This is a genomic window from Novosphingobium sp. (assembly GCF_036820275.1).
In the GTDB taxonomy this organism is placed as follows: domain Bacteria; phylum Pseudomonadota; class Alphaproteobacteria; order Sphingomonadales; family Sphingomonadaceae; genus Novosphingobium.
The window spans coordinates 128,194-154,207 of sequence record NZ_DAISLT010000011.1; the positions used below are offsets into that span (position 1 = coordinate 128,194).

General features: G+C 65.8%; 21 protein-coding genes. 10 read left to right on the top strand and 11 right to left on the bottom strand.

From position 1 onward, the window contains the following. Window positions 1–10: 10 nt before the first annotated feature. The 5 genes from V7066_RS11280 (at window position 11) to V7066_RS11300 (ending at window position 7,213) form a co-directional block, all read left to right on the top strand. Window positions 11–1,003: an MBL fold metallo-hydrolase gene (locus V7066_RS11280; protein ID WP_334183137.1), complete on the top strand. Its 993-nt coding sequence runs from the start codon at window positions 11–13 to the stop codon at window positions 1,001–1,003. Continuing rightward, on the top strand, window positions 1,000–1,455 hold the full coding sequence (locus V7066_RS11285) for a hypothetical protein (protein WP_334183138.1): 456 nt from the start codon (window positions 1,000–1,002) through the stop codon (window positions 1,453–1,455). Before V7066_RS11280 ends, V7066_RS11285 begins: the two co-directional genes overlap by 4 nt. Next, window positions 1,452–2,318, top strand: coding sequence for an alpha/beta hydrolase (locus V7066_RS11290; protein ID WP_334183139.1), 867 nt, complete (start codon window positions 1,452–1,454; stop codon window positions 2,316–2,318). Before V7066_RS11285 ends, V7066_RS11290 begins: the two co-directional genes overlap by 4 nt. A gap of 12 nt (window positions 2,319–2,330) precedes the next feature. Then, on the top strand, window positions 2,331–3,656 hold the full coding sequence (locus tag V7066_RS11295) for a family 1 glycosylhydrolase (protein WP_334183140.1): 1,326 nt from the start codon (window positions 2,331–2,333) through the stop codon (window positions 3,654–3,656). A gap of 143 nt (window positions 3,657–3,799) precedes the next feature. Continuing rightward, window positions 3,800–7,213, top strand: a complete 3,414-nt coding sequence (locus V7066_RS11300; RefSeq protein WP_334183141.1) for a glycosyl hydrolase — start codon at window positions 3,800–3,802, stop codon at window positions 7,211–7,213. A gap of 66 nt (window positions 7,214–7,279) precedes the next feature. Here V7066_RS11300 and V7066_RS11305 read toward each other — a convergent pair whose 3' ends face one another. The 6 genes from V7066_RS11305 to V7066_RS11330 form a co-directional block, all read right to left on the bottom strand. Beyond that, complete coding sequence (locus V7066_RS11305) at window positions 7,280–8,098, bottom strand: hypothetical protein (protein WP_334183142.1); 819 nt, start codon at window positions 8,096–8,098, stop codon at window positions 7,280–7,282. A gap of 55 nt (window positions 8,099–8,153) precedes the next feature. Next, complete coding sequence (locus V7066_RS11310) at window positions 8,154–10,439, bottom strand: TonB-dependent receptor (RefSeq protein WP_334183143.1); 2,286 nt, start codon at window positions 10,437–10,439, stop codon at window positions 8,154–8,156. Between the two features lie 109 nt (window positions 10,440–10,548). Next, on the bottom strand, window positions 10,549–11,703 hold the full coding sequence (locus V7066_RS11315) for a helix-turn-helix domain-containing protein (protein WP_334183144.1): 1,155 nt from the start codon (window positions 11,701–11,703) through the stop codon (window positions 10,549–10,551). 287 nt (window positions 11,704–11,990) lie between these two features. Continuing rightward, entirely contained in the window at window positions 11,991–13,271 is a 1,281-nt protein-coding gene (locus V7066_RS11320) for a hypothetical protein (protein WP_334183145.1), read from the bottom strand. 100 nt (window positions 13,272–13,371) lie between these two features. Further along, the gene (ribB, locus tag V7066_RS11325; RefSeq protein ID WP_334183146.1) at window positions 13,372–14,508 is read right to left on the bottom strand and encodes a 3,4-dihydroxy-2-butanone-4-phosphate synthase; all 1,137 of its coding nucleotides are present in this window, start codon (window positions 14,506–14,508) and stop codon (window positions 13,372–13,374) included. Window positions 14,509–14,531: 23 nt separating this feature from the next. After that, window positions 14,532–15,941 (bottom strand): purine-cytosine permease family protein, encoded by a 1,410-nt coding sequence (locus V7066_RS11330; protein WP_334183147.1) that lies wholly within the window; start codon window positions 15,939–15,941, stop codon window positions 14,532–14,534. A 122-nt stretch (window positions 15,942–16,063) separates the two neighbouring features. On the opposite strand from V7066_RS11330, the gene V7066_RS11335 reads away from it, so the two are divergent. The 3 genes from V7066_RS11335 to V7066_RS11345 are packed head-to-tail and all read left to right on the top strand — an operon-like array spanning window position 16,064 to window position 17,796. After that, window positions 16,064–17,101 carry an LLM class flavin-dependent oxidoreductase gene (locus tag V7066_RS11335; protein ID WP_334183148.1) on the top strand — a complete coding sequence of 346 codons (1,038 nt, stop codon included), beginning with the start codon at window positions 16,064–16,066 and terminating at the stop codon, window positions 17,099–17,101. 6 nt (window positions 17,102–17,107) lie between these two features. Beyond that, the gene (locus V7066_RS11340; protein WP_334183149.1) at window positions 17,108–17,401 is read left to right on the top strand and encodes a DUF1330 domain-containing protein; all 294 of its coding nucleotides are present in this window, start codon (window positions 17,108–17,110) and stop codon (window positions 17,399–17,401) included. Continuing rightward, a complete protein-coding gene (locus tag V7066_RS11345; RefSeq protein WP_334183150.1) occupies window positions 17,401–17,796 on the top strand; it encodes a carboxymuconolactone decarboxylase family protein in 396 nt (131 codons plus the stop codon). The genes V7066_RS11340 and V7066_RS11345 overlap by 1 nt, the downstream gene beginning before the upstream one ends. Before the next feature lie 262 nt (window positions 17,797–18,058). Here the strand turns inward: V7066_RS11345 and V7066_RS11350 are convergent, their stop codons facing one another. The 5 genes from V7066_RS11350 to V7066_RS11370 are packed head-to-tail and all read right to left on the bottom strand — an operon-like array spanning window position 18,059 to window position 22,914. Then, complete coding sequence (locus tag V7066_RS11350) at window positions 18,059–19,498, bottom strand: NAD-dependent succinate-semialdehyde dehydrogenase (protein ID WP_334183151.1); 1,440 nt, start codon at window positions 19,496–19,498, stop codon at window positions 18,059–18,061. Then, window positions 19,495–20,004 carry a flavin reductase family protein gene (locus tag V7066_RS11355; RefSeq protein ID WP_334183152.1) on the bottom strand — a complete coding sequence of 170 codons (510 nt, stop codon included), beginning with the start codon at window positions 20,002–20,004 and terminating at the stop codon, window positions 19,495–19,497. Before V7066_RS11355 ends, V7066_RS11350 begins: the two co-directional genes overlap by 4 nt. A 14-nt stretch (window positions 20,005–20,018) precedes the next feature. Further along, complete coding sequence (locus V7066_RS11360) at window positions 20,019–21,497, bottom strand: aldehyde dehydrogenase (protein ID WP_334183153.1); 1,479 nt, start codon at window positions 21,495–21,497, stop codon at window positions 20,019–20,021. Beyond that, window positions 21,494–22,312 carry an alpha/beta fold hydrolase gene (locus V7066_RS11365; protein WP_334183154.1) on the bottom strand — a complete coding sequence of 273 codons (819 nt, stop codon included), beginning with the start codon at window positions 22,310–22,312 and terminating at the stop codon, window positions 21,494–21,496. The genes V7066_RS11360 and V7066_RS11365 overlap by 4 nt, the downstream gene beginning before the upstream one ends. Before the next feature lie 2 nt (window positions 22,313–22,314). Next, on the bottom strand, window positions 22,315–22,914 hold the full coding sequence (locus tag V7066_RS11370) for an amino acid synthesis family protein (RefSeq protein WP_334183155.1): 600 nt from the start codon (window positions 22,912–22,914) through the stop codon (window positions 22,315–22,317). 105 nt (window positions 22,915–23,019) lie between these two features. Between V7066_RS11370 and V7066_RS11375 the strand changes: the two genes are divergently transcribed. Then, window positions 23,020–23,682, top strand: coding sequence for a GntR family transcriptional regulator (locus tag V7066_RS11375; RefSeq protein WP_334183156.1), 663 nt, complete (start codon window positions 23,020–23,022; stop codon window positions 23,680–23,682). Window positions 23,683–24,150: 468 nt separating this feature from the next. Continuing rightward, on the top strand, window positions 24,151–26,014 hold a 1,864-nt coding region (locus V7066_RS11380; protein WP_334183157.1), incomplete at its 3' end, for a methyl-accepting chemotaxis protein.

Sequence of the window (26,014 nt, forward strand, 5' to 3'; positions counted from 1 at the left end):
CAGAGGGGTGATGATGCAGGTCAAACTTGCCAAGATGGCACTGGCGCTTTCGGTGCTGGCGATTTCTTCCGGTTCGGCGCTTGCGGCAAGCTGTCCGGCGCTGCGCTGGACGACGCTGGGAACGGCCGGCGGTCCGGTGCCCACGGCCGAGCGTTCCGAACCGGCCAATCTCCTGACCATCGGGGAACGCCGGATCCTCGTCGACACCGGCGACGGCACGGTGGACCAACTCGCCCGGATCGGGCTTGACCTCGGCGCCGTCGACACGGTGTTCATCAGCCACAATCATCTCGACCATACCGGCGGTCTCGCGGCGGTGATCGGTCTGCGCTGGATGAACCAGTTCCCCGGCGTCCTGACCGTCTATGGTCCCGTCGGCACGCGGGCGGTCGTCGAAGGCATCGTCGCCTCGCTGGCGACGCCGGGCAGCATCGGCTTCGGTCTCGGCACGCCGCCGCCGCGTCCGGCAGACTCGGTGCGCGTCGTCGAACTCGCGGGCGGACAGGCGCTCGATCTGGGGCAGGGGGCGAGCGTGAAGACCGCTGCCAACAGCCATTTCGACCATGACGGCAAGCCCGACCCCGCAAACGTCTCGCTGAGCTATCGTTTTGCCCTCGGCCCGCGCAGTATCACGTATACCGGCGACACCGGCCCGAGCGCCGCCGTCACGACGCTCGCCAAGGGCAGCGACATGTTCGTCACCGAGATCATCGCGCTCGACGCCTTGCTCGGAGAAATCCGCGCGCGCCGCAAGGACGCCTCGCCGGAGATGCTGGCTGGCATGGAGCGCCATCTCTCGACCCATCACCTCAAGCCGGAGGCGATCGGCGAGATCGCGGCACAGGCCGGTGTGGGGCGTGTGGTGCTGACGCACTTCGCCGTTCCGCCGGGGCCGTTGCCCCAGTATGAGCCTTCCATCCGGACGGGGATCGCCGCGCGCTATGCCGGGCCGGTCGATCTCGCGCGCGATCTCCAGAGCTTCGACGTGGGGTGCAGGCCATGAACATTGCGGCCAGGCTGCGGCGCGAGCAGATCACCAGCGGCGCCATCAACTTCGTCCTGAGTGCGGCGTTCTTCTTCGGCGTCTTCGGGATGGCGAACCGCCCGCTGCACTTCGCGGCGCCCGACAACTTCGCGCTGGATTTCCTTCCACAGGCCGCCGCGATCGCCCTGATGTCGTCGCTGGTGCCGCTGCTGGTGGTTTCGGCCAGTCTTCGCAAGGCAGGGGCGCGGACAGGCGGGGGCTTCGTGGCGCGGACCGTGCTCATCGTCTTTTCGGCAGGGTTGGCGAGCGCTGCCGTTCTCGCCGCGATCTGTCTTTTTGGGCCGTGGAGCGAGATCGGCTGGTCCATCGCGCTCGTACTCAAGCTGGTCTATGGAACCGGGCTGGGGGTGGCCGGAACGACGTTCGCGCTCACCCGCCTGTTCGCGCATCGAGGGAGTGAAGTGGCATGACGGCTCGTGAAACGGGACGCGCCATCGCCGCGATGGGCACGAAGCTCGGCCCCGATGTCGTCGGCGCCTGCCGAGAGCTGTTCGATGCCGAGCAGCAGGCCCTCGCCGCCGAAATCTCGCCGGTGGCGGTGGACTGCGCCTATGGCCCCGACCCGCGCAATCGCCTCGATCTCTACGGCCGGGGAAAGGGCCGCCCGGTCGTGCTCTTCGTTCATGGCGGCGGTTTTCTCGTCGGCGACAAAGGGGGGCGTACCGGCGGCGGCGAAAGCGGCTGGGCGAATGCCCATGTCGGGCGCTGGGCGGCGGCGAACGGGCTGATCGGCGCGGTGATGAACTACCGCCTCGCGCCCACGCACATGTGGCCCTCGGGCGCGGAGGACGTGGGGTTGGCGGTCGACTGGCTGCGGGCCAACGTGGCGGAGCATGGCGGCGATCCGGAGCGGATCTTCCTGCTCGGCACTTCGGCAGGCGCGGTCCATGTCTCGGCCTTTCTGAAAGCGCGCGAGGATCACGGCAAGCTGGTGCGCGGTGCGGCGCTGCTCTCCGGACTCTACGGTTTCACGCCGCTGGATGAGCGCGACATGCTCTATTACGGCCCGCAGGACTGCTACGACCTGCGCATGCCGATGGGGGCGGTGATGGCGACGGGCCTGCCGCTCCTGGTCGCCTGTGCCGAGTTCGACCCGCCGCGCTTCCAGGCCGAATGGGCCAGCCTTCTGCAAGCCCGGCTCGGCCGTCACGGCCATCTGCCGCGTGCGCACTATGCCTCGGGGCACAACCACTATTCGATGGCCATGCATCTCGGCACGGCGGACCGCCGCCTGTCCGACGAACTGCTTTCCTTCTTCGCCGACCATTCCTGAGGGGCTTTTACGATGACCAAGATTGCAAATCTCGACCGCCGAAGCCTGCTTGCCGCCGGCGCTCTCGCCGCCGCCGCGCCGGTGATGGCCCGCGCCGCCGCCAAACGGCCGAACCCGGCATTTCCGAAGGGATTCCTCTGGGGCGCCGCCACCGCGCCCCACCAGATCGAAGGTAACAACGTCGCCTCCGACCTCTGGTTCGTCGAAAACCAGCAGCCGACCATCTTCGCGGAGCCTTCGGGCGATGCCGTGAACAGTCTGGAACTCTGGGCGTCCGATCTCGACATCGTGAAGTCGCTCGGCCTCACCTCCTACCGCTTCGGCGTGGAGTGGGCGCGGATCGAGCCGGAGAAGGGAATGTTCTCCCAGGCGATGCTCGATCACTACAAGCGTATCGTCGAGGGCTGCCACGCGCGTGGCCTTGCCCCGCTGGTAACGTTCAACCACTTCACCGCGCCGCGCTGGTTCAGCGCGCAGGGCGGCTGGAGCAATCCGGAATCCGCCCAGCTCTTCGGCCGCTATTGCGACAAGGTGGCCCGCGCCATCGGCGCCGATATCGCCATGGCCATGACGCTGAACGAGCCGAACATCCTGCTCATCCTCAAGAACATCCTGCCGCCGCCGGTCTGGGACATGCAGCGCCAGACCCTCGCCGCCGCAACCAAGCGGCTCGGCGTGGAGCGCTTCCTCTGCGCCAACGTGGCCGGACGGGAGGACGTGGACATCATCGTCGAGGGGCAGAAGGCCGGACACAAGGCCGCCCGCGCCGCGATCAAGGCGGTGCGCTCCGACCTGCCGGTGGGCTTCACGCTCTCGGTGCTGGACGACCAGGCTTCGGGCAAGAACTCGATGCGCGACAAGGTTCGCGCCGAACTCTACGGAGACTGGTTGGAGATCGCCAAGGGCGACGACTTCATCGGCGTGCAGAACTACGAGCGCGCGGTCTGGAACGACAAGGGCCGTCTGCCCGCGCCCGACGGGGCCGACCGCAACTGGTCCGGCACCGAAGTCTGGGCGCCGTCGCTGGCGGGCGCGGTGCGCTACGTCCACGCCGCGACCAAGGTTCCGGTGCTGGTTTCCGAACACGGCGTCGGCACCGATGATGATACCCTGCGCGCGCGCTTCATCCCGGCGGCGCTGGAGGGGCTGAAGCAGGCGATCGACGACGGCGTGCCGGTGCTCGGTTATATGCACTGGTCGTTGCTGGACAACTACGAGTGGATCTTCGGTTACAAGCCGCGCTTCGGCCTGTGCAGCGTGGACCGCACCACGTTCGCCCGTACGCCCAAGCCGAGCGCTGCGGTGCTGGGCGGGATCGCGAAGCGGAATTCGCTTTAGAGCATTTTCTTATCAGGTGGAATCACCTGATGACTAGGAATCTTTTGCAGACCGCTGCTAGGTTCGAAACCTCGCTGGGCCAGTCAAATCGTGTTTGTCCCGGTCATTGTGCGTTTGGCAGCGGTATTACTGGGGTAAATCGTATGCAACTTCGGAATTTTCGTGCGGTCCTCATGTTGGCTACTGCGCTCTATGCACCTCCTGTCATGGCGCAGGATTCAGCCTCATCGCCGACGATAGCCGACGTTTCTGCCGTCCCGCTGGAAGAGCAATTCCGCGATCCGCCGAATTCCGCCCGGCCGCGCGTCTGGTGGCACTGGATGAACGGCAACATCTCCAAGGACGGCATCGCCAAGGACATGGCGTGGATGAAGCGGGTCGGTATCGGCGGCTTGCAGAACTTCGACGCCAATCTCCAGACCCCGCAAGTGGTCGACAAGCGCCTCGTCTACATGACGCCGGAGTGGAAGGACGCTTTCCGTTTCGCTGCGCATGAGGCGGATCGGCAGGGGCTGGAACTCGCCATCGCCGCTTCGCCGGGCTGGTCGGAAACAGGCGGCCCCTGGGTGCAGCCGCAGGACGGCCTGAAGAAGCTGGTCTGGTCCGAGACGGCGGTGCCCGCAGGACAGCGCTTCTCCGGAAAGCTCTCCGCGCCGCCGGCGCAGACCGGGCCTTACCAGACCCTCGCGCCCGCCATGTCGATCGAGGAGATGATCTCCGGCCATCCCGCGCCTGCGGGACCGTCGTATTACGGGGAGGTCGGCGTCTTTGCGTTCCCCGAGGCCATCACGCCCGCCCTCGCATTGCCCCGCGCTGTCGACGGCCTCGGCAATGCGCTGTCGGCGGCGACGCTGTTCGACGGCGATCCGGCCAAGGGTGTCACGCTGGCCCGAAAGGAGGGTGAGGCGCCCAGCCTGAGGCTCGATTACGCCAGGCCGACCAAGGTGGGTTCGGCCACGATCTTCGTACCGGACGTCGTGATCCCCTTCGCGGGAGCCGCTTTCACCGGCGTGCTGGAATCCAGCGGAGACGGCAAGGCGTGGACGCCGATCACCACGCTGACGCTCGGCGCGGTGCCTACGACTGTCAGCTTCTCCGCGGTCACCGCCGCGCACTTCCGGCTGGTGCTCACTCCCCGCAAGCCCGACGGCGGCCTCGGCTCGCCTGCGCCGGGCATTGCCATGGGCGGTCTGTTCGACGGCGTTGGCGCGATGCTGGCCAAGAAGCCGCTGATCGTCGGCACTTTTGCACTGGATGCCGGGGCAAGGGTCGATCGCTTCGAGACCAAGGCCGGTTTCGTGATGAGCCGCGACTACTACGCGCTGGAGGAACCGAAGGACGGCGCCAAAGGCGTCGCGCCCAACAGCGTCGTCGATCTGACCGGCAAGCTCAAGGCCGACGGCACGCTCGACTGGCAGGCCCCGGCGCTGCCCAAGGGCCAGCGCTGGCGCGTTCTGCGCATGGGCTATTCGCTGCTCGGCACCACCAACCACCCGGCACCGCCCGAGGCGACCGGGCTTGAGGTGGACAAGTTCGACGGCGAGGCCGTGCGCCGCTATCTCGACCACTACATCGGCATGTACAAGGAAGCTGCCGGGGCGGACATGATCGGGCAGCGCGGCGTGCGCGCGCTGCTGACCGACTCGATCGAGGTGGGCGAGGCGAACTGGACGCCGAAGATGCTGGAGCAGTTCCAGCGTCTGCGCGGCTATGACGCACGGCCATGGCTGCCCACGCTGACCGGCGTGCTGGTCGGCAGTCGCGCAGAAGCGGACAAGTTCCTCTACGATTACCGCCGCACCCTGGCCGACTTGCTGGCCAGCGAGCACTACGGCACGGTTGCCAAGGTCGCTCACGGAAACGGCCTCAAGGTCTATGGCGAGGCGCTGGAAGACAAGCGCCCGATGCTGGGCGACGACATGTCGATGCGCAGCCATACGGACATTCCGATGGCCGCCATGTGGACCTTCCGCGAGGAAGGCCCGCGCCAGACCCTGATCGCCGACATGAAGGGCGCGGCCTCGGTCGCGCACCTCTATGGCCAGAACCTCGTCGCCGCGGAATCGATGACCGCCTCGATGTCGCCCTGGGCTTTCGCGCCCAAGGACCTGAAACGCTTCATCGACATGGAGTTCGTGAACGGCGTCAACCGGCCGGTGGTCCACACCTCGGTTCATGTGCCGGTGGACGACAAGAAGCCCGGTCTCTCGCTCTTCATCTTTGGCCAGTATTTCAACCGGATGGAAAGCTGGGGCGAGATGGCGAAGCCCTGGGTGGACTATATCTCGCGCTCGTCCCTGCTGCTTCAGGCGGGGCGGAACGTGGCCGATGTCGCCTATTTCTACGGCGAGGAAGCGCCGCTGACCGGGCTCTACGGCGACAAGCCGGTGGCCGATGCGCCGGTTTCCCATGCCTACGACTTCCTCAGCTACGATGCGCTGACCGACCTGCTGTCGAACGACGGCAACGAAGTCATTGCACCCAGCGGTGCCCGCTACCGGGCGATCTACCTCGGCGGTTCCTCGCAGCACATGACGCTGGGGGCGCTGAAGAAGCTGGCGGCGCTGGTCGAAGGCGGCGCGACGGTGATCGGTGCTGCGCCGGTCTCGACGCCCAGTATGATGGGTGGAAGCATGATGGGTGGCCAGGACGCCGAATGGTCCGCGCTGGTGACGAAGCTCTGGCCCGGCAGCGGTGACGCGGCCGTCGGGAAGGGCCGGGTGATCGCCGGCAAGGACGTGGAAGGCGCACTGGGTGCCATGGGCGTGGCTCCCGACTTTGCCTTCACGGGTGCGGAAGCAGGAGCAACGATTCCCTTTGTCCATCGCCGCGACGGGCAGGGCGAGGTTTATTACCTGTCCAACCCGCAAGGCCCGCAGACCATCGAGGCACGCTTCCGCGTCACCGGCAAGGCACCGGAACTCTGGCACCCGGAAACCGGCACGAGCGAGCCGGTCAGCTACCGCATCGAGAACGGCGAAACGGTAGTGCCGCTCTCGCTGATCGAAGGCGATGCGGTCTTCGTGGTGTTCCGCAAGGCAGCCGGGAAGCAGAGCCTGACGCTCCCCGCCAAGCCGGTGCAGACGCTGGCCTCGCTCGATGACGGCTGGACCGTGCGCTTCCAGGCCGACCGAGGCGCACCGGTCTCGATCGAGATGGCCCGACTGGCTCCGCTCGAACAGAATGCGGAAGCCGGCGTGAAATACTTCTCCGGCGAGGCGACCTATTCGCGCAGCTTCACCCTGCCCAAGGGCGCCAAGGCCGGGCAGCCGCTCTGGCTCGATCTCGGTCAGGTGGGCGATCTGGCGGAAGTCACGGTGAACGGCAAGCCGGTCGGCGCAGTCTGGCATGCGCCGTATCGGGTCGACGTGGGCAAGGCCGTCAAGGGCGGCGCCAATACCATCGAGGTCAAGGTGGCCAACCTTTGGGTCAATCGCCTGGTCGGAGACGCCCAGCCGGGCGCGAAGCCGATCACCTGGACGGCGATGCCGACGTATCGTGCCGATGCGCCGCTTCGGCCTTCGGGGCTGATCGGGCCGGTTACTTTAAGGAAGTGACATCGATGGGACAGCGCTGCTGGTTGGAAGGGCTGTCCCATCGGCTGGTCGCTGCCATGGTCGATCTCACGCTGGATGGTCGCCGCCGAGTTCGGCGATGACGCGGTTGCGCGTGATGGAAAGCTGCGCGACGAGGTCGGTCAGCAGATAGGCATCGCGGCGGCGTGTCCATGGCTGGGCGGACTGGGGATCGTACTGTACCGGCAGCGGCAACTCGCGCGCGACGGCCGCGCTCATGCCATTGTCGCGAGAGACGATCACGCAGCGCTTCACGTGGTCGCGGTGGCCCACGACGGCGACCTTGCCCAGCGCCTGCGCGGATCCGGCATGGGCGACCGCCGCCTTGGCGACGCCATCTGTGCTCAGGTAGATCGTCTTGCCGTCGGGTCCCTTGGTGGGGTGGATTGACACGACGTCCTTCATGCCATGCTTCTGCGTCAGGACCTGCGCGATCTCCCACTGCGCATAGATTCGCACGGCGCGGGCGCGCGCAATGGCATGAACGGCATCGGCCAGCAGCGCATTGACCGGCCCCGGCTCGGGCGTCTCCGCACCATCGGAGAGCCCGGTGTTGGGATCGACCCTGCCGGTCGGCGAACGATAGCCGAAGCTGTAGGCGACGACGCTGTCGGCTTCGCGCAGCGGGAATGTCGGATATTCCCAGCGGAACCCCGCTTCGGCAAGATGCCCGGCCAGTTGTCTCGCAACCGCCTGGTCGCCCAGTTCGCTATCCAGCGTCTTGACCATCAGCCGCTCCAGGATCTCTATGTCACTCCCCGCGCCTGTGCCGCCCAGAGCGGCCCCCAGGGCGGAAGGGGCAAAGGCGGCCTGAGCAGCCAGCAGGCCGGTTGGCGCACCGACAAGCAACGCGCGGCGTGTGGTCATGAAAGTTTCCCGTGATTGAAAGGCCGGATCGGTCGCTCGACCCGGCCGTCTGGCTTCAGAAGCTGACGTTGACGAAGCCGCCGACCGTCCGGCGGGCGTTGGGCGAGGTGTAGTGCAGCAGGCCAAGCACGCCGTACTGCTGCCATCCGGTCGAGAAGTACTTGTCGAACAGGTTGCGTGCGTAGACGCCGACCTCGATCGGGCGGTTGGGCAACGTCACACTGAGGCGACCGTTCACCAGACCGTAGCCGGGCACATGCGAGTAGGCGGGCTGGCCCACGACGGTCCAGTATTCGCTGCGATAGGCATAATCGGCATGCGCCTTGAAGCCGAGGCCCGAGCCGAATTCGTGATCGTAATCGATCGACGCCGTGCCCGACCATTCCGGGGCGTTGGTCAGGCGCGAACCGGTGTAGTTGGTGGTGGCATTGTAGACGTAATCGGTGAACTTGGCGTCGGTGTAGGTCACCGCGCCGGACAGCTGCAGGCCGCGCATGGGCTGGACCGCCAGGCTGCCTTCGATGCCCTGGGTGCGCAGGCCGCCGGCATTGCCGATGACGGTGGCGTTTATCATTCCGCCCGCACCGTCGGGAATCTGCGTCAGGATCGTCGCCTGGAAGTCCTTGAAGTCCGACCGGAATGCATCGAGGTTGAACCGCAGGCGGCGACCGAACCATTCGGACTTTATGCCCGCTTCCCAGGCCTTCACCGTTTCGTCCTGATAAGGCGCGTATTTGTTGCCGACGAACGCAATACCTGCGGGCTTGTAGCCGGTGGAATAGGTCGCGTAGAGCATGACGTTGTCGGTGACCTGATAGGTCGGCGCGATGCGGAACGAGAAATTGTCGCCCTTCACCTGGCCGAAATCGTAGGCCGGCGCTGCGCTCGAAGCGGTGAACGCAGGGGTATATCCTGCGATCGGTTCAGGGTTGATGGTGACGTAGTCGATGCTCTGGGAATTGTTGTCGTGCGTGTAGCGGCCGCCCAGCGTGAGGGCGAGGCGCGGGGTGAAGTTGAATTTGAGTTGGCCGAAGGCGGCCATCGTTTCGTTCACCGAATCGAATAGCGAGGCATTGCCGTCCTCTCCAATCGCGCCGGTCAGCGCGATCAGCGTGGGCAGCGGCGTGCCTGCGTTGTCGTAAAGCGGTTGCCCACCGGTGGACCACTGCAACTGCGTCTGCCGCGCATGCAGGCGGTTGTAGAAGGCGCCTACCAGATATTCCACGAAACCGCCGGTGGGCGATGCCAGGTGGATTTCCTGGCTGAACTTGTCCGTGTCGAGCTGGCCCAGATTGAAGGGAATGTACGCATAGCGATCGTAAGGCGCCAGGCTGGCCGGCGTCGAATTGTCGTAGCGGGTCGCGCGATAGGCGGTGATCGAGGTCAGGTCATGATCGCCGAGCTTGGCGTTGGCCTTCAGCGACGTGCCCCATTCCTCGGTCGTGATCTGGCCGAAGGACGAGTCCGCCGTGTCCGCGCTCCGTGGCCCCGGATAGACGCCCAGTTCGTTGAGGATCGCAGTGAGTTCCGCCGACTGACCGGAAACCGGCGTGCGCACGCTGCTGTCCCAGTGATAGGCATAGTCGCCCGAAAGCGTCAGGTTGAAGCTGTCCGAAGGCTCCAGATAGAGCCGCGCGCGGCCACCGTACTCGTGCTGCGACCCGACCTTTCGGTTCAACGTCACGTTACGGCCGAAACCGTCGAAGGCCTGGTCGAAACCGGACACGCGCAAGGCCGCGATCGGGCCGAGCGGCACGTTGGCGGTGGCGTTGAGGATACGCTCGTCATGTTCGCCGAAGCTGGCGCTGGCGCGCAGGGACCATTCGTCCAGCTTGGGCTTCGTGGTGCTTACCGCGATGACGCCCGAAGTGGCGTTCTTGCCGAACAGCGTCCCTTGCGGGCCCATCAGCACATCGACCCGGTCGATGTCGACGAGGCCGGTCAGGCCATTGGCGCGCTGGCCGTCCATCACGACATCGTCGACGACGACACTGACCGACTTGGCGTTCGAAAAGTCGAACGACGTACTGCCGACGCCGCGGATCTGGAACGCGGCGCCCTGCGTAGGATCGTACTGCACGCCCGGCATCGTGTACTGCAGGTCGGTGACCGAGGTGTAGCCGGTCTTGGCCAGCGTCTCACCGTCGATGGACTGGATCGCCAGCGGAACCTTCTGGCTGCTCTCCGCACGGCGCTCTGCGGTGACGGTGATCTCGGGAAGCGCGTCGTCTGCCGCAGCCACTTCCTCGGCCTGCGCGGCAAATGCCCAGCAGGGCGCAACCGCTCCGGCCAGGATCGTCGAGAGAAGATGGATCGTACGCGTGCGATGGATAGCAGACATTGGGGGGCTCCGTCCTGTTGACCGGGGGTCTTCGGGACGCGCCTCTAGAGCACGGCAATGACTCTTTTAGGACAATCGTATGGTGTTTTTTTCCTGCAAAGGTGGATTATCAATACGGATGTACGGTTAAGGTCAGGCTTGCGGCCAGCTCGCGCATATCGGGCCATTCGGCCTGTTCCGCCAGCGTGCGCAGGCCGTTGCCGATCGAAGCCATGACGATTGCCTGCACGCGCGCACGGTCGGAATTTTCCGCGATGTCCAGCCACTGGGCATAAAGAGCATGGACGTTTTCCGCACGGCGGCGACGCATATCGATGGCGAAAGGGCGAAACGCCGGGTCGGCCAGAGCCGCCAAGGCGCATTCGTGTGTCAGGCGGATGATGTCGCCACTGCCAAAACGCGCGCCGGTGGCGTGGACCTGACTGCGCAATCGACGGTAGACCGCCTCCACCCCCGCGAAAAGGACATCGCGATGCGTCGGGAAATGATGCGCCACGCTGGATGTCGCAATGCCCGCGGCGTGGGCGACGGTGCGGTGGGACAAGGCGCCCACGCCCTGTTCCACGATGATGTCGGCGATCTTCTCGGCGATAACGGCTTTGGAGCCGTGCGGAACGGGAGAGTCTTCGTCGAAGGCCGCTGCCGCCGGAATCGCCAGACGCTCGACCAGCGCCATATGCCATTCGGTCGCGGTCGGATCGGCTGGCACGGAGCCACTTCGCAGCAGGCCGCGTATCGTCGAATGACGCAGCAGCCGATAGTCGGTCTCGTCCGCCAGAAGGATGGAGAAAACCTGTTCGTCCAGACAGTAGCGGGCGACAAGGCGCGCCAGCTTTTCCCCTTGCGGCGAACGGGACAGCAGATCGCGCCACAGGCGCTCCCCCTCTTCGAACAAAGTCGCGATAGACGGGAGCAGATGTGGTTCACGTCCGGCCGTCAAAGCCAGTTCGCACATGACGATCGCAGAGGTGCGACGCGCTCTTGCACCCTGGTCCAGCCATTCACCGATAAGATCGGCCAGGATGCCGCTCGCCACCGGATCGCGATCGCCCATGCGATCCTGCCATTCCGCGCGAACCGCGGCGGCGAGTTCGATCTCACGATCCAGCACGGCGGCGATCAAGGCCGCACGGTCACCGATGCGATAGCTGATCGAACCGACCGAGGTGCCCGCAGCGTCGGCGACATTGCGCAAGCTCATGCCGCCGACGCCCTTCGTAGCGATCACGCCACGGGCCGCATCGACCAGGCGTTGCACTTCCATTCGTTTTGCAAGCGACTTCGGCATTTTTTCAAAGGTCATGCCGCATGGCATATCGCCATCCACGCTGTAGTCCACCGCCCGTGACGGCTCATGTACAGGCGTCGTCCTGAAACAGTGCCTTTCGGTCGAGGCCTGCGAGGACCGCCGGCCTTCGGCAACTCGACAGCGAGGATATCGTGCTGGACGTCCGGGAAGGGGCGATCGTGCCTACGATGCGGCCGCAGCCGGTCTTCCCGACCGCTCCGTGAAGCGTCGAGCGACCTTCCACGAGACCGGCCTGCGGCGGCTCAGAAGTAATACCCGAAGATCATCATGAAAGCGGCCTTCCACTTGTTGTCGCCGCCCTCCGCCGCGCCGGAGATGAACTGTCCCGCACCGACATAGGGATCGTTCCGACCAAGCAGGAACTCGGAATAGACCTTGATCCGGCCCTTGTCCTTGGCGGTCCACACGGCGCCCAGGTCGAAGCGTTCGCTGTCCTTGAAGCCGGCGGCGTCCTTCATGAAGCGGCCGTAGTTGGCATAGACCAGCAGGTCGAACGGCAGCTTGCCGGTGTCGATGGTGCGGCCGATCTCGCCGAAGGCGTAAGTGCCCTTGGCGGCGATGTTGTAGCTGCCGTCGAAGCCGCCCACCGTGATCATGTCGTTGCGCCCGGAATTGCGCGGATCGATGTCCTGCCGCGCGACCAGAGCCTTGGCGCTCCAGGGGCCGTGGCTGCCGGTCAGGCTGAAGGCGAAGAGGTGCTTGCTGCCTTCCTTGTCGGTATCGAAGTTGTAGATGTTCGAAATCCAGGCCGAAGCGGTGGCTTTGAGCGTGGTGTTCGGCTGGTTGACCAGCGCGTACTGGACGTTGCCGATCACCATTTTCCGCTCGTCGTTCTGCGAGCCGTTCGGGACATAGCTGTCGGCCTTGGCGATATTCGTCGAATAGCGCGCGGCATCGCGGCTGATGCCCATCACGGCAGGTCCACTACCGGGGAAGAAGCCGAGTTCGGCCCGCAGGTTCGAGGTCTGGCGCTTGTACTTGATGCCGAGGTTGTAGACTTCCTCCATGCCGTAGACGAAGCCGAGATCGTCGAGGATCGACGAGCCCCAGTAGCGGTCGTCGAACGGCACCGGCTGGACGCCGACGGTCACGCTGTCCTCCTTGCTCAGCTTGGCACCGGCATAGGCGTACATCAGGAACTGGACTTCGCCCGGATAGCCTTCGTAGCCGCCCCTCTTGCCGTAAAGGAAGCTGGCACCATAGAAACGGTACTGCGCGGCGCCGAAGAACTTCTCGGAGTCGTAGTCGGCGGTCAGCGCCAGGGTATCGAACGAGAGGTGGTTGGAGGTCCGGCGCTGGCCCGCGCCGCCGACATCGTTGAAGCGCAAGTCGTAGCGACCGCGTAGAGCCGCGCCGATGTTCAGCTTGGCCTTGGTCGGAACTTCTGGTTGCGGAACCGGGGTCGGTTCAACAGAGGGGGCAGGTTCAGCAGTCGGCGCCGGGCAGGTGGCGGGATCGGGGCAATCGGGGATCGTCGCCGGCGCCGAAGCGGCCAGGAGAACGGGAGCGATGACGGGGAGCATGACTCTTCCTTTGCGGCAAGGCGGCCGCATCGAGGATGACGGGAATGTCGAATATGCGTTTTAGGCGGTGCCTTCGCGGTCCGGACCCAATGACGCGGTTTTATTGGCCCGGTTTTATCGGCCGTTCGCCTTCGATCGACAGGCCGTAACCGGCCAGCGCCACCGGAGTACGGTGCGTGTTGGTCAGCAGGACCATCTTCTCGATCCCGAGGTCCGTCAGGATCATCGCGCCGACGCCGTAGTCGCGCAGTTCGTCCATGTCGGCGGGCGAGAGCGTGCCCGCCTGTGCCTTCAGGGCCATCGTGAAGCGGTCGTTGCGCGCGCGGTTGATGGCGATCACCACGCCGCTGCCTTCCTCCGCGATCGTCTGCATGGCGCTTTCGAGCACGCCCGATCCCCCCGTCTCTCCGGCGAAGATATCGGTGAGCGTGGAGATGACATGCATCCGCACGAGCGTCGGTTTCGCCGGGTCGATCCGGCCTTTCACGAGCGCGATCTGCTCTGTGTCGGTGGCGCGGTTGCGATAGGTGATGGCCTGCCACTCACCGCCCCAGCGGCTGTGGAAGCTGGCCTGCGCGGTGCGCTCGACCAGATTGTCGTGCCGGCGGCGATAGGCGATGAGGTCGCGGATCGTGCCGACTTTCAGGCCGTGAAGCTGCGAAAAGGCCAGCAGGTCGCCCAGGCGGGCCATCGTGCCGTCCTCGTTCATGATCTCGCAAATCACGCCCGAGGGATTGAGCCCCGCCAGCCGCGCGACATCGACCGCCGCCTCGGTATGGCCCGCGCGGACCAGCACGCCGCCTTCGCGGGCGATCAGCGGGAAGACGTGGCCGGGCGTGACGATTTCCTCGCTGCCCTTCGTCCCGTCGATGGCGACGGCGATGGTCCGCGCGCGGTCCGCCGCCGAGATGCCGGTGGTGACGCCGACCCGTGCCTCGATCGAAGTGGTGAAGGCCGTGCCGTATTGCGTCCCGTTGCGCGGGCTCATCAACCCGATGCCGAGCTGGCTGACCCGTGCCTCGGTCATGGCCAGGCAGATCAGGCCCTTGCCGTAGCGCGCCATGAAGTTGATCTTCTCCGGCGTCGCCATCTGCGCGGGGATGACGAGGTCACCCTCGTTCTCGCGGTCCTCGTCGTCGACGAGGATGAACATGCGGCCGTTGCGGGCCTCATCGATGATTTCCTCTGCGCTTGAGAGGAAGCCCTTGATGTCGTGTTCGGGGGCTATCGTGGCCATGTCGCTCTCCCAGGTCTGCGTGTTCATTCGGCCGGGCATGGGCCAGAGGTGGGGGCGGCTGCTTGCGCATGCCGGCCGGCACCGAGGGCGAGGTAGACGGCGGTGGTCACCACCGGGGCGATCAGCCAGCCCACATCGACACCGCCCATCGCCGCAGCGAGAGGGCCGGTGTAGAAGCTGCTGGCCAGGAACGGCAGCTGGACTGCAATGCCGGCGAGGTAGGCGGTGGCCGCCTTCAGGTCGATCCGGCCGTAGATGCCGCCGTCGGCCCGGAAGAACGAGTCGATGTCGTAGCGGCCCTTCCGGATGAAGTAGAAGTCCACGATGTTGATCGTGGCCCAGGGCGCCAGCACGACCATCAGGCCGATGACGAAGCCGATGAAGCGGGGAACGAAGTCGTCCGCAGAGGTCGTCGCGATCACCAGGCAAACCGCCAGCACCAGGGTCGAGAGCACGACGCGCGCCTTGCGGCCCGGCTGCCACGAGGCGAAGAAGGTCTGCGCCATGGTGATGAGCGACAGCACCGCGCCGTAGATGTTGAGCGCGTTGTGGCTGATGATGTTGAAGACGAAGAGTGCCATCAGCACCGGTGCCAGCACGCCGGTCGCGCCGCTGACGATCGCCATCGGATCGGCGTCCGCCGGGGCTCCGGCGACGGCGACGGCGCCGAGGATGAAGGAAGCACCCGCGCCGAGGGCTGCGCCCGCGAAGCTGGCCAGGAACGGCGCGCGGATGCCGACGCTGGGCGGCAGGTAGCGCGAGTAATCCGAGGTGTAGCAGGCGTAGGAAATGTGCCAGACCGCTGCGAGCGAGAACATCGCCAGCCAGCCGATCATGGAACCCTGACCCTGCGTCCAAAGCTCGGACGGCATCAGCGCGACGAGGTTGGCGAAGGCGAAGATCAGGCCCGCACCCATGAACCACATGCCCACGCGGTTGAGCAGATGGATCACGTTGTAGCCCAGGATGCCGATACCGGCGGCGGCCAGCGCGCAGAGCACGGCGCCGACCGGCAGGCCGACGGCGGGCTGGAGCGCATGGACCGACTTGGCGGCCAGAACGATGTTGGAAATGAAGAACCCTACGTAGAGCAGGGTGGCGAAGCTCACCACCAGCAGCGCGCCGTAGCGGCCGAACTGCCCGCGGCTCTGGATCATCTGCGCCAGGCCCATCTGCGGCCCTTGCGCGGAGCAGGCGCCGAGCACCAGCGCGCCCACGAGATGGCCCAGGATGATCGCGGAAATGCCCCAGGTCAGCGGCAGGTGGTAGACCTGCACGGCCATGGCGCCGGTAACCACCGGCAGCGGAGCGATATTGGTCGTGAACCAGAGTGTGAAGAGATCGCGCACCTTGCCGTGCCGCTGCGCCAGCGGCACGAAGCCGATGCTGTTTTCCTCGATCACGCCGGCCGAGGTATCGCCCGCTTTACCCATGTTTCAGTTATCCTCTTGCACCATCGTTTTTGTGGTATACCATCGGACGGTATTCTTGCTTCGAGCGAGTCGCAAGAGAAATTTTAAGCCTCGTCCCGAGCGAGGCAGGGAAAGGATGGACGATGAAATTCTCGATCTTTCTGCACATGGAGCGCTACGACGACTCCGTTTCGCACCCTAAGCTGTTCCAGGAACTGCTGGAATTGTGCGACATGGCGGAAGCCGGCGGCATGGACAAAGTCTGGATCGGCGAGCACCACGCGATGGAATACACCATCTCGCCGAACCCGATTCCGCTGCTGGCGGCGGTGGCGGGACGCACCAGCCGCATCCGCCTGGGCGCCGGCACCTTCATCGCGCCGTTCTGGCATCCGATTCGCATGGCGGGCGAAGCCGCACTGCTCGATGTGATCAGCAACGGCCGCGCTGAAGTGGGCCTTGCGCGCGGCGCCTACCAGTTCGAGTTCGACCGCATGCTCAACGGCGAATCCGCCACCGACGGCGGCAAGTACCTGCGCGAGATGGTGCCGCTGCTCCAGCCGCTGTGGGAAGGCGATGTCACCCACGACGGCGAGATCTGGAAGTTCCCCGCTTCCACCAGCGTGCCCAAGCCGGTCCAGGCCCGCCCGCCGCTGTGGGTCGCTGCGCGCGACCCCGATTCGCACAAGTTCGCCGTCGCCAACGGCTGCAACGTGATGGCGACCCCGCTTGCCAAGGGCGATGCCGAAGTGGCCGACCTGATGGACAAGTTCGAGAACGCCGTGGCTGCCGCGCCGCACATCACCGAACGACCGAAGATCATGATCCTGCAACACGCCCACGTCCACAAGGGCGACGACGACTGGCAGGCCGCGGCCGAGGGCATCTCGTTCTTCTTCCGCTCGTTCGGCGCCTGGTTCGTCAACAAGGTTCCGCCGGTGAACGGTTTCCAGACCGCTGTGCCGCCTGTGAACCCCGAAAAGTTCCCGGAATACGTGCCGGAGACGCTCCGCAAGAATGTCATGATCGGCAAGCCCGACGAGCTGATCGAGCGCCTCAAGGGCTACGAGGCGCTGGGCGTCGACGAATACAGCATCTGGGTCGATAACAGCCTTTCGTTCGAGGAAAAGCGCGATTCCCTGCGCCTCTTCATCGACGAAGTGCTTCCGGCCTTCGCCTGATCGCCCATGGCCAAAGCCTACTGGATCGCCCGGGTCAACGTGACCGACCCGGAAGCCTATGCCGGCTACATGGCGCTTGGACCCGCCGCCCTGATTGCGGGCGGCGGGACTTTGCTGTCGCGTGGCGGCCGTTCTGTCGCGCTCGAAGGGCCGGAGCCGTTCGAGCGCACCGTCGTGATCGAGTTTCCGAGCATGGAAGCGGCGCTCGCCTGCCATGCCTCGCCCGCATACAGTGCCGCCCGCGCGCAGCGGGAAGGCGCCGCCGAGGTGGAAATCCTGATCGTGGAAGGACTGGACTGATGACCGACAAGCCAAGGGACGAAAAGTTCGAGCAGGGCCTCGCCACCCGCCGCGCGGTGCTGGGCGATGCCTATGTCGACAAGGCGCTGGACGGTGCCGACGACTTCAACTGGGCCATGCAGGAACTGACGACGAAGTACTGCTGGGACGAGATCTGGAACCGCCCGGGCCTCGACCGCCGCAGCCGTTCGATCCTGAACCTGGGCATGATCGCGGCGCTCAACCGCGGTCACGAGTTCAAGGCGCACATTCGCGGCGCACTGAACAACGGCCTGACGCGAGAGGAAATCCGCGAAGTGCTGCTCCAGATCGCCGTCTACGTCGGCATCCCGGCGGGCGTCGACAGCTTCCGCCTGGCGCGTGAGGTCTTCGCGGAAATCGACGCGCAGGGCTGACATTCCTCCCCCTCGGGGGAGGGGGACCATGCGCAGCATGGTGGAGGGGCAGGCGCGCGCAGGACAGTGATTATGCAGTTCAGCTTTCACGGCCTTGGCGAACCTTTACGGTGTTCCTACCGTCCCCTCGTGTAAGCCGACCGTGCCCCTCCACCATCCTTCGGATGGTCCCCCTCCCCGGAACGGGGAGGAAAAAAGCCCCGACATCCTTGCAGATGCCGGGGCTTTTTCTTGTGCGACCCAAGGGTCCGTAACGTGGGGGTTAAAGCCCGCCCATCATCACGTATTTCAGTTCGAGATAGTCGGTAATGCCGTGGCGCGATCCTTCGCGGCCCATGCCGGAGGCCTTGATGCCGCCAAACGGCGCGACTTCGGTAGAGATCGCCGCCTCGTTAAGCCCGACCATGCCGTATTCCAGGGCATCGGCGACGCGCATGGCGCGGCCGATGTCGCGGGTATAGGCATAGGCGGCGAGGCCGAACTCGGTGTCGTTGGCCATGCGGATGGCCTCTTCCTCGGTCTCGAAACGGATCACCGCGGCCAGCGGCCCGAAGGTCTCCTCCGAAGCCACCAGCGCATCGCGCGGAACGTCGGCGATCAGCGTCGGCGGGAAGAACAGCCCGTCCTGCCGCTGGCCACCCGCCAGCAGGCGGCCGCCGCGTGCCAGGGCATCGGCGACGTGCTGCTCGACCTTCTCGACCGCGCGTGCGTTGATGAGCGGACCGATCGTCACGCCCGCTTCCGTGCCCCGTCCGACGACGAGACCTTCGACCCGCTGCCGCAGTCGCTCGACGAAGGCGTCGTGAATGCCGTCCTGCACCAGGAAGCGGTTCACGCAGACGCAGGTCTGCCCGGCATTGCGATACTTGCCGAGGAGCGCGCCCTCGACCGCCGCGTCGATATCGGCATCGTCGAAGACGAGGAACGGCGCGTTTCCGCCCAGTTCCAGCGAGAGCCGCTTCAAGGTCGGGGCCGACTGTTCATAGAGCTTGCGTCCCACGCCGGTCGAGCCGGTGAAGGAGAGCTTGCGCACGACATCGCTGCTCATGAAGGCCTCGCCGATGGCGGCGGCCTCTCCGGTGATGACGCTGAGCAGCCCGGCGGGAAGGCCGGCCTCTTCGGCCAGAGCCGCAAGGGCAAGAGCGGTGAGCGGCGTTTCCGGCGCGGGCTTGACGATGATCGCGCAGCCTGCCGCCAGCGCCGGAGCGACCTTGCGCGTCACCATGGCCGCCGGGAAGTTCCACGGCGTGATCGCCGCGACGACACCGACCGGCTCGCTCCAGACAAGGATGCGCTGGTTGGAGCGGGGTGCGGGGATCACCTCGCCCTCGATCCGCCGTGCTTCTTCCGCGAACCAGCGCACGAAGCTGGCGGCATAGAGGACTTCGCCCCGCGCTTCGGCGAGCGGCTTGCCCTGTTCCGCCGTCAGGATCGCGGCGAGCGCGTCCTGATGTTCCAGCATGAGAGCGTGCCAGCGCAGCAGCACGTCGGCGCGGTCGCCTGCGGGGCGGGCACGCCACTCGGCCTGGGCCTTCTGCGCGGCCGTGATGGCGGTACGGGTCTCGGCCGCGCCGAGGTACGGCACCTGGGCGATGACCTCGCCGGTGGCCGGGTCCGTCACCGGCACCGTTTCGAGCGCCACGGTCCAGACGCCGCCGACGAAGGCCTGGTCGCGGAAAGGATGGAGATCGCGGATCGTCATACCGATGTGGCCTCTATTTTTGGAAGGGCATGATTGCTCATGCGGCCACGGTGATAGAGCAGGACACCGCTCTCGCAGCGGTCGATGCGCAGGACTTCGCCCACGAGGATGGCGTGGTCACCCCCTTCGTATTCGCGCCAGAGGCTGCATTCCAGCACGCAGCTCGCGCCCTCCAGCAGCGGATTGCCGAGGTCGCTGAGCGTCCATTCCAGCGCCGCCACTTTGTCCGCGCCCTTCGAGGCGAAGGCCATGGCGATATCCTGCTGGTCGGCAGCAAGGATGTGGATCGCGAAACGGCCGCCGCGCACGAGGTGCGGATAGGTGGCCGAGGTCAGCGCCGGGCATACCAGCACCAGCGGCGGGTCCAGCGACAGCGAGGAGAAGGCGCTGGCGGTGAAGCCCACCAGTCCGCCCTGCTCGTCGAGGGCGGTCACCACGGTGACGCCCGAGGGGAATTCGGCCATGGCCTTCCGGAACTCGGCCGGATCGATCACGTTTTTCGTCATTGTGTTCTATCCTCTCACCGCATCACGAAGGGATCGCCCATCGGTTGTTCCGACAGGTTGACCCACACGGTCTTCAGTTCGGTGTAGTCGAGCACGGCATGGATGCCGCCCTCGCGCCCGTAGCCGCTCGCACCGAAGCCGCCGATCGGCGCCATGGCCGAGACCGCGCGATAGGTGTTCACCCAGACGATCCCGGCATGGACATCGCGCGCGAAGCGGTGGGCACGGCCGATGTCGCGGGTCCAGATACCGGCCGCGAGCGCGTATTCGGTGCCGTTCGCCAAGGCGAGCGCCTCGGTATCATCGGAAAAGCGCATGATCGCCGCGACCGGGCCGAACACTTCGTTCTGCACGATGTCGAGCTGGTCGGAGGTGCAGGCGAGCAGGGTCGGCTCGTAATACCAGCCTTCGCGGGCGGCATGGCGCTTGCCGCCTGCCAGCACTTCGGCGCCTTCTTCGCGGGCGCGCGCGACCATGCTTTCGACGATCCCGAGCTGCTGCTCGGTCGCCATCGGCCCCATGTCGGAGTTCGGATCGAGCGGGTCGCCGATGCGGATGCGGGTCATGCGCTCGGTCAGCGCGGCCACGAAGCGGTCGTAGATGCCGTCCTGCACCAGCAGGCGGGAGCCTGCGACGCAGCTCTGACCCGAGGCGGCGTAGATCCCCGCGACGGCGCCGTTCACCGCGCTTTCAAGGTCGGCGTCGTCGAAGACGATGTTCGCCGACTTGCCGCCCAGTTCCAGCGAGAGCTTGGCGAAGTTCTCGGTGCTGGCCTTGATGACATGGCGGGCGGTGGACGGGCCGCCGGTGAAGGCGATGCGGCGCACCAGCGGGTGCTTTGTGAGCGCCGCGCCCGCACTGGGGCCAAGCCCGGTCACGACATTGACGACGCCTGCGGGGAAGCCGGCTTCCTCCACCAGCGCGGCAAAACGCAGGATGCTGGCCGAGGCATGTTCGGACGGCTTGATGACCAGCGTATTCCCCGCCGCCAGTGCGGGGGCGAGCTTGATCGCGGTCAGGTAGAGCGGGCTGTTCCAGGGAATGATCGCGGCCACGACGCCCAGCGGCTCGGGCACGGTGAAGGCGAACATGTCCGCCTTGTCGATCGGCAGCGTGCTGCCTTCCAGCTTGTCGGCCAGACCGGCGCTGTAGTGGAAGAATTCGGGCAGGTAGGCGAGCTGGCCGCGCGTCTCGCGGATCAGCTTGCCGTTGTCCTGCGTTTCCAGTTCCGCGAGTTCTCCCGCGTGCTCGGCGACCAGATCGCCCAGGCGGCGCAGCAATTTGCCGCGCGCAGTGGCGGTAAGCCCGCGCCACGCCGGGCTGCGGAAGGCGGCGTCGGCGGCGCGCACGGCGCGGTCGGCATCCGCTTCGTCGGCGTCGGGCAGGACCGACCATACCTCGCCGGTGGCGGGATAGCGCGATTCATAGGTCCGCCCGGAAGCCGCGTCGATCCACGCGCCGTCCACCAGCATCTGGAATTTCCGTGTCGTCATGAAGCCTCTCCGGCAGTTATGGGCGACTGGGTTATCGTATCGAGGTATCCCAGCAGCAGGGCATTGGTTTCTTCCGGCATTTCCACCGGCATCATATGGCGCGCATCGGCAACGACCTGCGCTTTCGCGCCGGGAATGCGCGCGGCCAGTTCGCGGGTCATCTCCGGGGTCGAGCCGACATCGAATTCTCCGGTGGCCACCAGGGTGGGCACGGCGATCTCGCCGAGACGGTCGGCACCGAAGTTGTCCTGGCTGGCGAACAGGCCATAGGACGTCAGATAGCCGTGATGGTCGTTACCCGCCATATGGGCGCGCAGATCGGCGATGTAGCCGGGTTCGGCGGCGCGGAACTCCGGAGTGAACCAGCGTTCGATCGCAGCCTCGGAATTGGCGGCGGGACCGGCCTGCCGCACTTCGTCCACGCGGCCCAGGATCGTGGCGCGCACGTCCTCGGAGCGGTTGAACACGCCGTTGAGCAGGACCAGTCCCGACAGACGGCCCGGAAAACGCAGGGCAAAGGCCCGCGCCACCAGCGCGCCCATCGAGAAGCCGACGAGGATCGCCTTTTCGACACCCAGACGATCCATCAGAGCGGCGACCTGGTCGGCATAGTCGTCCAGCCCGGCATCCGCGGCAGGAGCCGTGCTTCCGCCGTGACCGAGCATGTCCAGGGTGATGACGCGGTAGGCGTGCTTCAGCGCGGCTTTCTGCGCGCCCCACATCGCCTGCGACAGGCCGACGCCGTGGATCAGGATCACGGGCGGATTGTCTCCGCCCGTATCCTCATATGCGGTGGGGAAAGTGTCCGCGCCCACGGTCAGCCCTGCTGCGCGGCCTTCTCCGCGGCAATGGCTTCCAGGTCGAGGTAGCGATTGCCGATACGCGGGTGCACGCGGCCACCATCGGCGGCGCCAAGCACGATGACGATCTCGTCGTCGAGCGGGGCGTCGGAAATGGCGAACTCGGCGGTGATGTAGTGCGAGCGCTGGCCTTCGTCGTCCTTGTGCATCATCGGCACCTGGATCGACGTGTTCTGCCCGCCGCGCTTGTTGGTGAAGCTGAGATAGGATTTGGCGTTCACCGCCTCGCGGAAGTGATTGCCGAAGCGCAGTGTGTGGATCAGCGCCGAGGCATGCTCGATCTCGCCCGCGCCGCCGACGACGGCCGCCTTGCCATAGGCCTCGATCTTGTCCGCGCCGCCGATCGTGGCCGTCAGCTTTTCGACGATGAGTTCGCCGAGGTCCGAAGCATAGGCGCGGATCTCGGGCTGGAGGTCTTCCACGAAGTCGCGACCGGCCCAGGGATTCTTCACCACGGCGGCAACGAGAACCGTCGTCACCGGGCGTTCGGCGTCCTTGCCGCCTTCGATCCGGACTTCCTCGACATAGGACACAAGCTTGCGAATCTTCAGAGCCATCGGGGCAACCTCCTTGGAATGTTGTATGGTGGTATACCAGAAGACTGGACACATGCAACGGTTCTTGTCATGAGAGCTTCAAGAGTGACGAAACCCTTGTGGAGGATGAGTTTGGAACGGATCGAAGCGCGGCCGCAGACCTTGAGGCTTATCGCGCTGGATCGTGTGCGCGACGCGATCATGCAGGGGCAGATCGCACCCGGCGAACGGCTGGTGGAACGCACCCTCGGCGAACGGCTAGGTGTAAGCCGCTCGGTGATCCGCGAAGTCATTCGCAACCTCGAATCCGAGGGATTGGTGGAGAGCACGGCGTCTGGCCCGCGCCTCTCGACGATATCGCCGGAGCAGGCGCAGCAGATCTACGAGATTCGCATGCAGCTGGAATCCTCGGCGGCAGCCGCCTGCGCGGAGTGTTCCTCCGCGGAAACCGTTGCCAGCCTGCGCGAAGCGCTGAGCGCGATCGAGGCCGCGCATCGCGACAAGAACGCCATCGCCGCGCTCAAGGCATCCACCCATTTCTACGAGGTCATCTTCACGACGGGTGGGCACGAGATCGCCTGGGAAATCGTCCAGCGCCTCAACAGCCGTATCAGCCAGATGCGCGCCATGACGCTCTCCGTGGTCGGTCGTCAGGCGGCGGGTCTCAAGCGGCTGTCCAAGATCGTCGACGCCATTGCCGGTCGCAACGCGGAAGCGGCGGCCGAGGCCTGCCGCGAGCATGTCCGTGAGGCGTCGTTGATCGCCATCGAGATGTTGAAAAGCAAGTAAGCCCGCGAAATCGGGACTGGAAGGCGCGGGAAACTGCGCCTTTTTCCGCACCGCTTTTCCAAAAAAAAGGCCCGTCGCAAGGACGGGCCGGGATAGGTTTTGGGAGAGGATGCCTGAAAGGCAAGGGCGATATGATCCCTCGCCGCCGAGTCTGCAATTGCAGCGATTGCAACCAAAATTGCCTTTTTGCGACCTGATCGGATGCATCCGGCACACCTGATGCCTTGAAGGCCGCAGCGGCCTGTCGGTCGTCGACACCTAAAATGACAGCTTTCCAGCCGGATAATCGGCATGTCCGATCCGATCTATGGCATACCATCCTATAATAAGACTGCACTTTGTCCAAAGCGGGACTCCCATGCAGTTTCTCCCTTTTGCCGGGTTCGCCTCGGCACTGACCCTCGCGCCCGTATCGGCGCCTGCCGTCGCCCGCTCTGCGGCTTTCCATGAGATTCCAGGAGCTGGAAAATGAGAGACGTGTTCAACCGCATGCACATCGCGGGCAAGCTGATGACGGTTGCCGGTCTGGCGATCGCCGTTCTGCTGCTGCTTGGCTTCACCGCCGTCGTCTTCGAGACCGGTTCGGAAGTCGGCAAGCTGTCCGACCAGTCGGCGATCGCCCAGGCCGATGCCGAGGGTAACCAGGTCAAGATGGATATCGCCACGTTCGAGGCGACCGCGCGCACGCTGGGCTCTACCATGAGCAACCTGCACGCCAGCGGTGCACGGGATCGCGGTGCTGCGACGAACGTGCTCAAGACCGACCTGCTCAAATCCAAGGTTGCCCTCGGCGCCTGGACCATGATCGCGCCGAACCAGTGGGACGGCGCGGATGCGGGCAAGGGCGGCCAACCGGGAACCAGCAAGGACGGCAATTTCCGTCCCTATTGGGTCAAGAGCAACGGCACCGTCGCGCAGATCCCCAACAATGAGGCGGAGGGTTACAACAAGCCCTTCTTCCGCAAGTCGTTCGAGAGCGGCGACGGCGCGATCATGGATCCCTACCAGTTCGATGCGGGCGGCCGAACGGTGCTGATGACGTCGATCACCCAGCCGGTTCGCTCGGGTAACGGCGTGATCGGTGTTTCGGGCCTCGACATGGAACTGAGCAGCATTTCCGAGCGTCTGGCGAAGCTGAAACCGTTCGGCAACGGCCGTGTCATGCTGCTGTCCGCTGGCGCGACCTGGGTTGCCAATCCCGATGCTGCCCAACTCGGCAAGCTCTATGCCGATCCCGGCCTCGATGACGTGAAGGCGGCGATCGCCAATGGCGAGACGCGCGTGCTGTCCGACATAGACATCGACGGCGTGGCCACCCGCCGCGTGATCCGCCCCATCGCGTTCCAAGGCCTCAACGCAACCTGGGCGCTGGTCCTCGACGTTCCCGAAGCAACGATCTCCGCGCCGGCGCGCAGCATGGCGTGGCAGCTGGTGATCGGCGGTCTGGTCATCGTCGCCGCCGTGCTCGCCAGCCTGTTCTACGCGGCAGGCGGCATCATCGGCCGTCCGATGGCCAAGCTCAGCAGCGCCGTCGACCGGCTCGCCAAGGGTGAGAACTGCGCGATCCCCGAGCTGGGTCGTCAGGACGAGATCGGCACGATGGCCCGCGCCGCCGACGTGTTCCGTCAAGCCGCCGCCGACCGCGCCGAAGCCGATCACCGCGCCGCCGAAGAACAGAAGATCGTCACCACCGCTGTCGGCGACGGTCTCGACGCGCTGCGCCAGGGTGATCTCACCCGCGAGATCGCCGTGGCCTTCCCGGCCGGCTATGCTGCGCTCAAGGACAACTTCAACGCCGCGCTCGGCGAACTGCGTCGCATGATCGGGGCGGTCGCCAACAGCGCGGGCGGCATCCAGACCGGCTCGGCGGAAATCGCCCAGGCTTCCGAGGATCTCGCCCGCCGCACCGAAGCCAATGCCGCCAGCCTGGAGGAAACCTCCGCCGCGCTCGTCCAGATCGACCAGCGGCTCAAGGCTTCGGCCACGGCTTCCTCGCAGACGGTGCGCCGCGCCGACGAAGCGCTCTCGACCGTCTCGGGCGGGCGTGCGGTTGCCGGAGAAGCCGTCGCGGCGATGGACCGCGTCAGCCTCAGCGCCAAGGGCATCGACTCGGTGATCGAGGGGGTCGACAAGATCGCCTTCCAGACCCGCGTCCTCGCGATGAACGCCGCCGTCGAGGCGGGCCGGGCGGGTGATGCCGGACGCGGCTTCGCGGTCGTCGCCGATCTCGTCTCGGCGCTCGCCATGCGTTCGGAAGAGGAAGCCAAGCGTGCCCGCGAGCAGCTTACCGCGACCCAGGCCGACATCGGCACCGCGGTCGATGCGGTGCAGC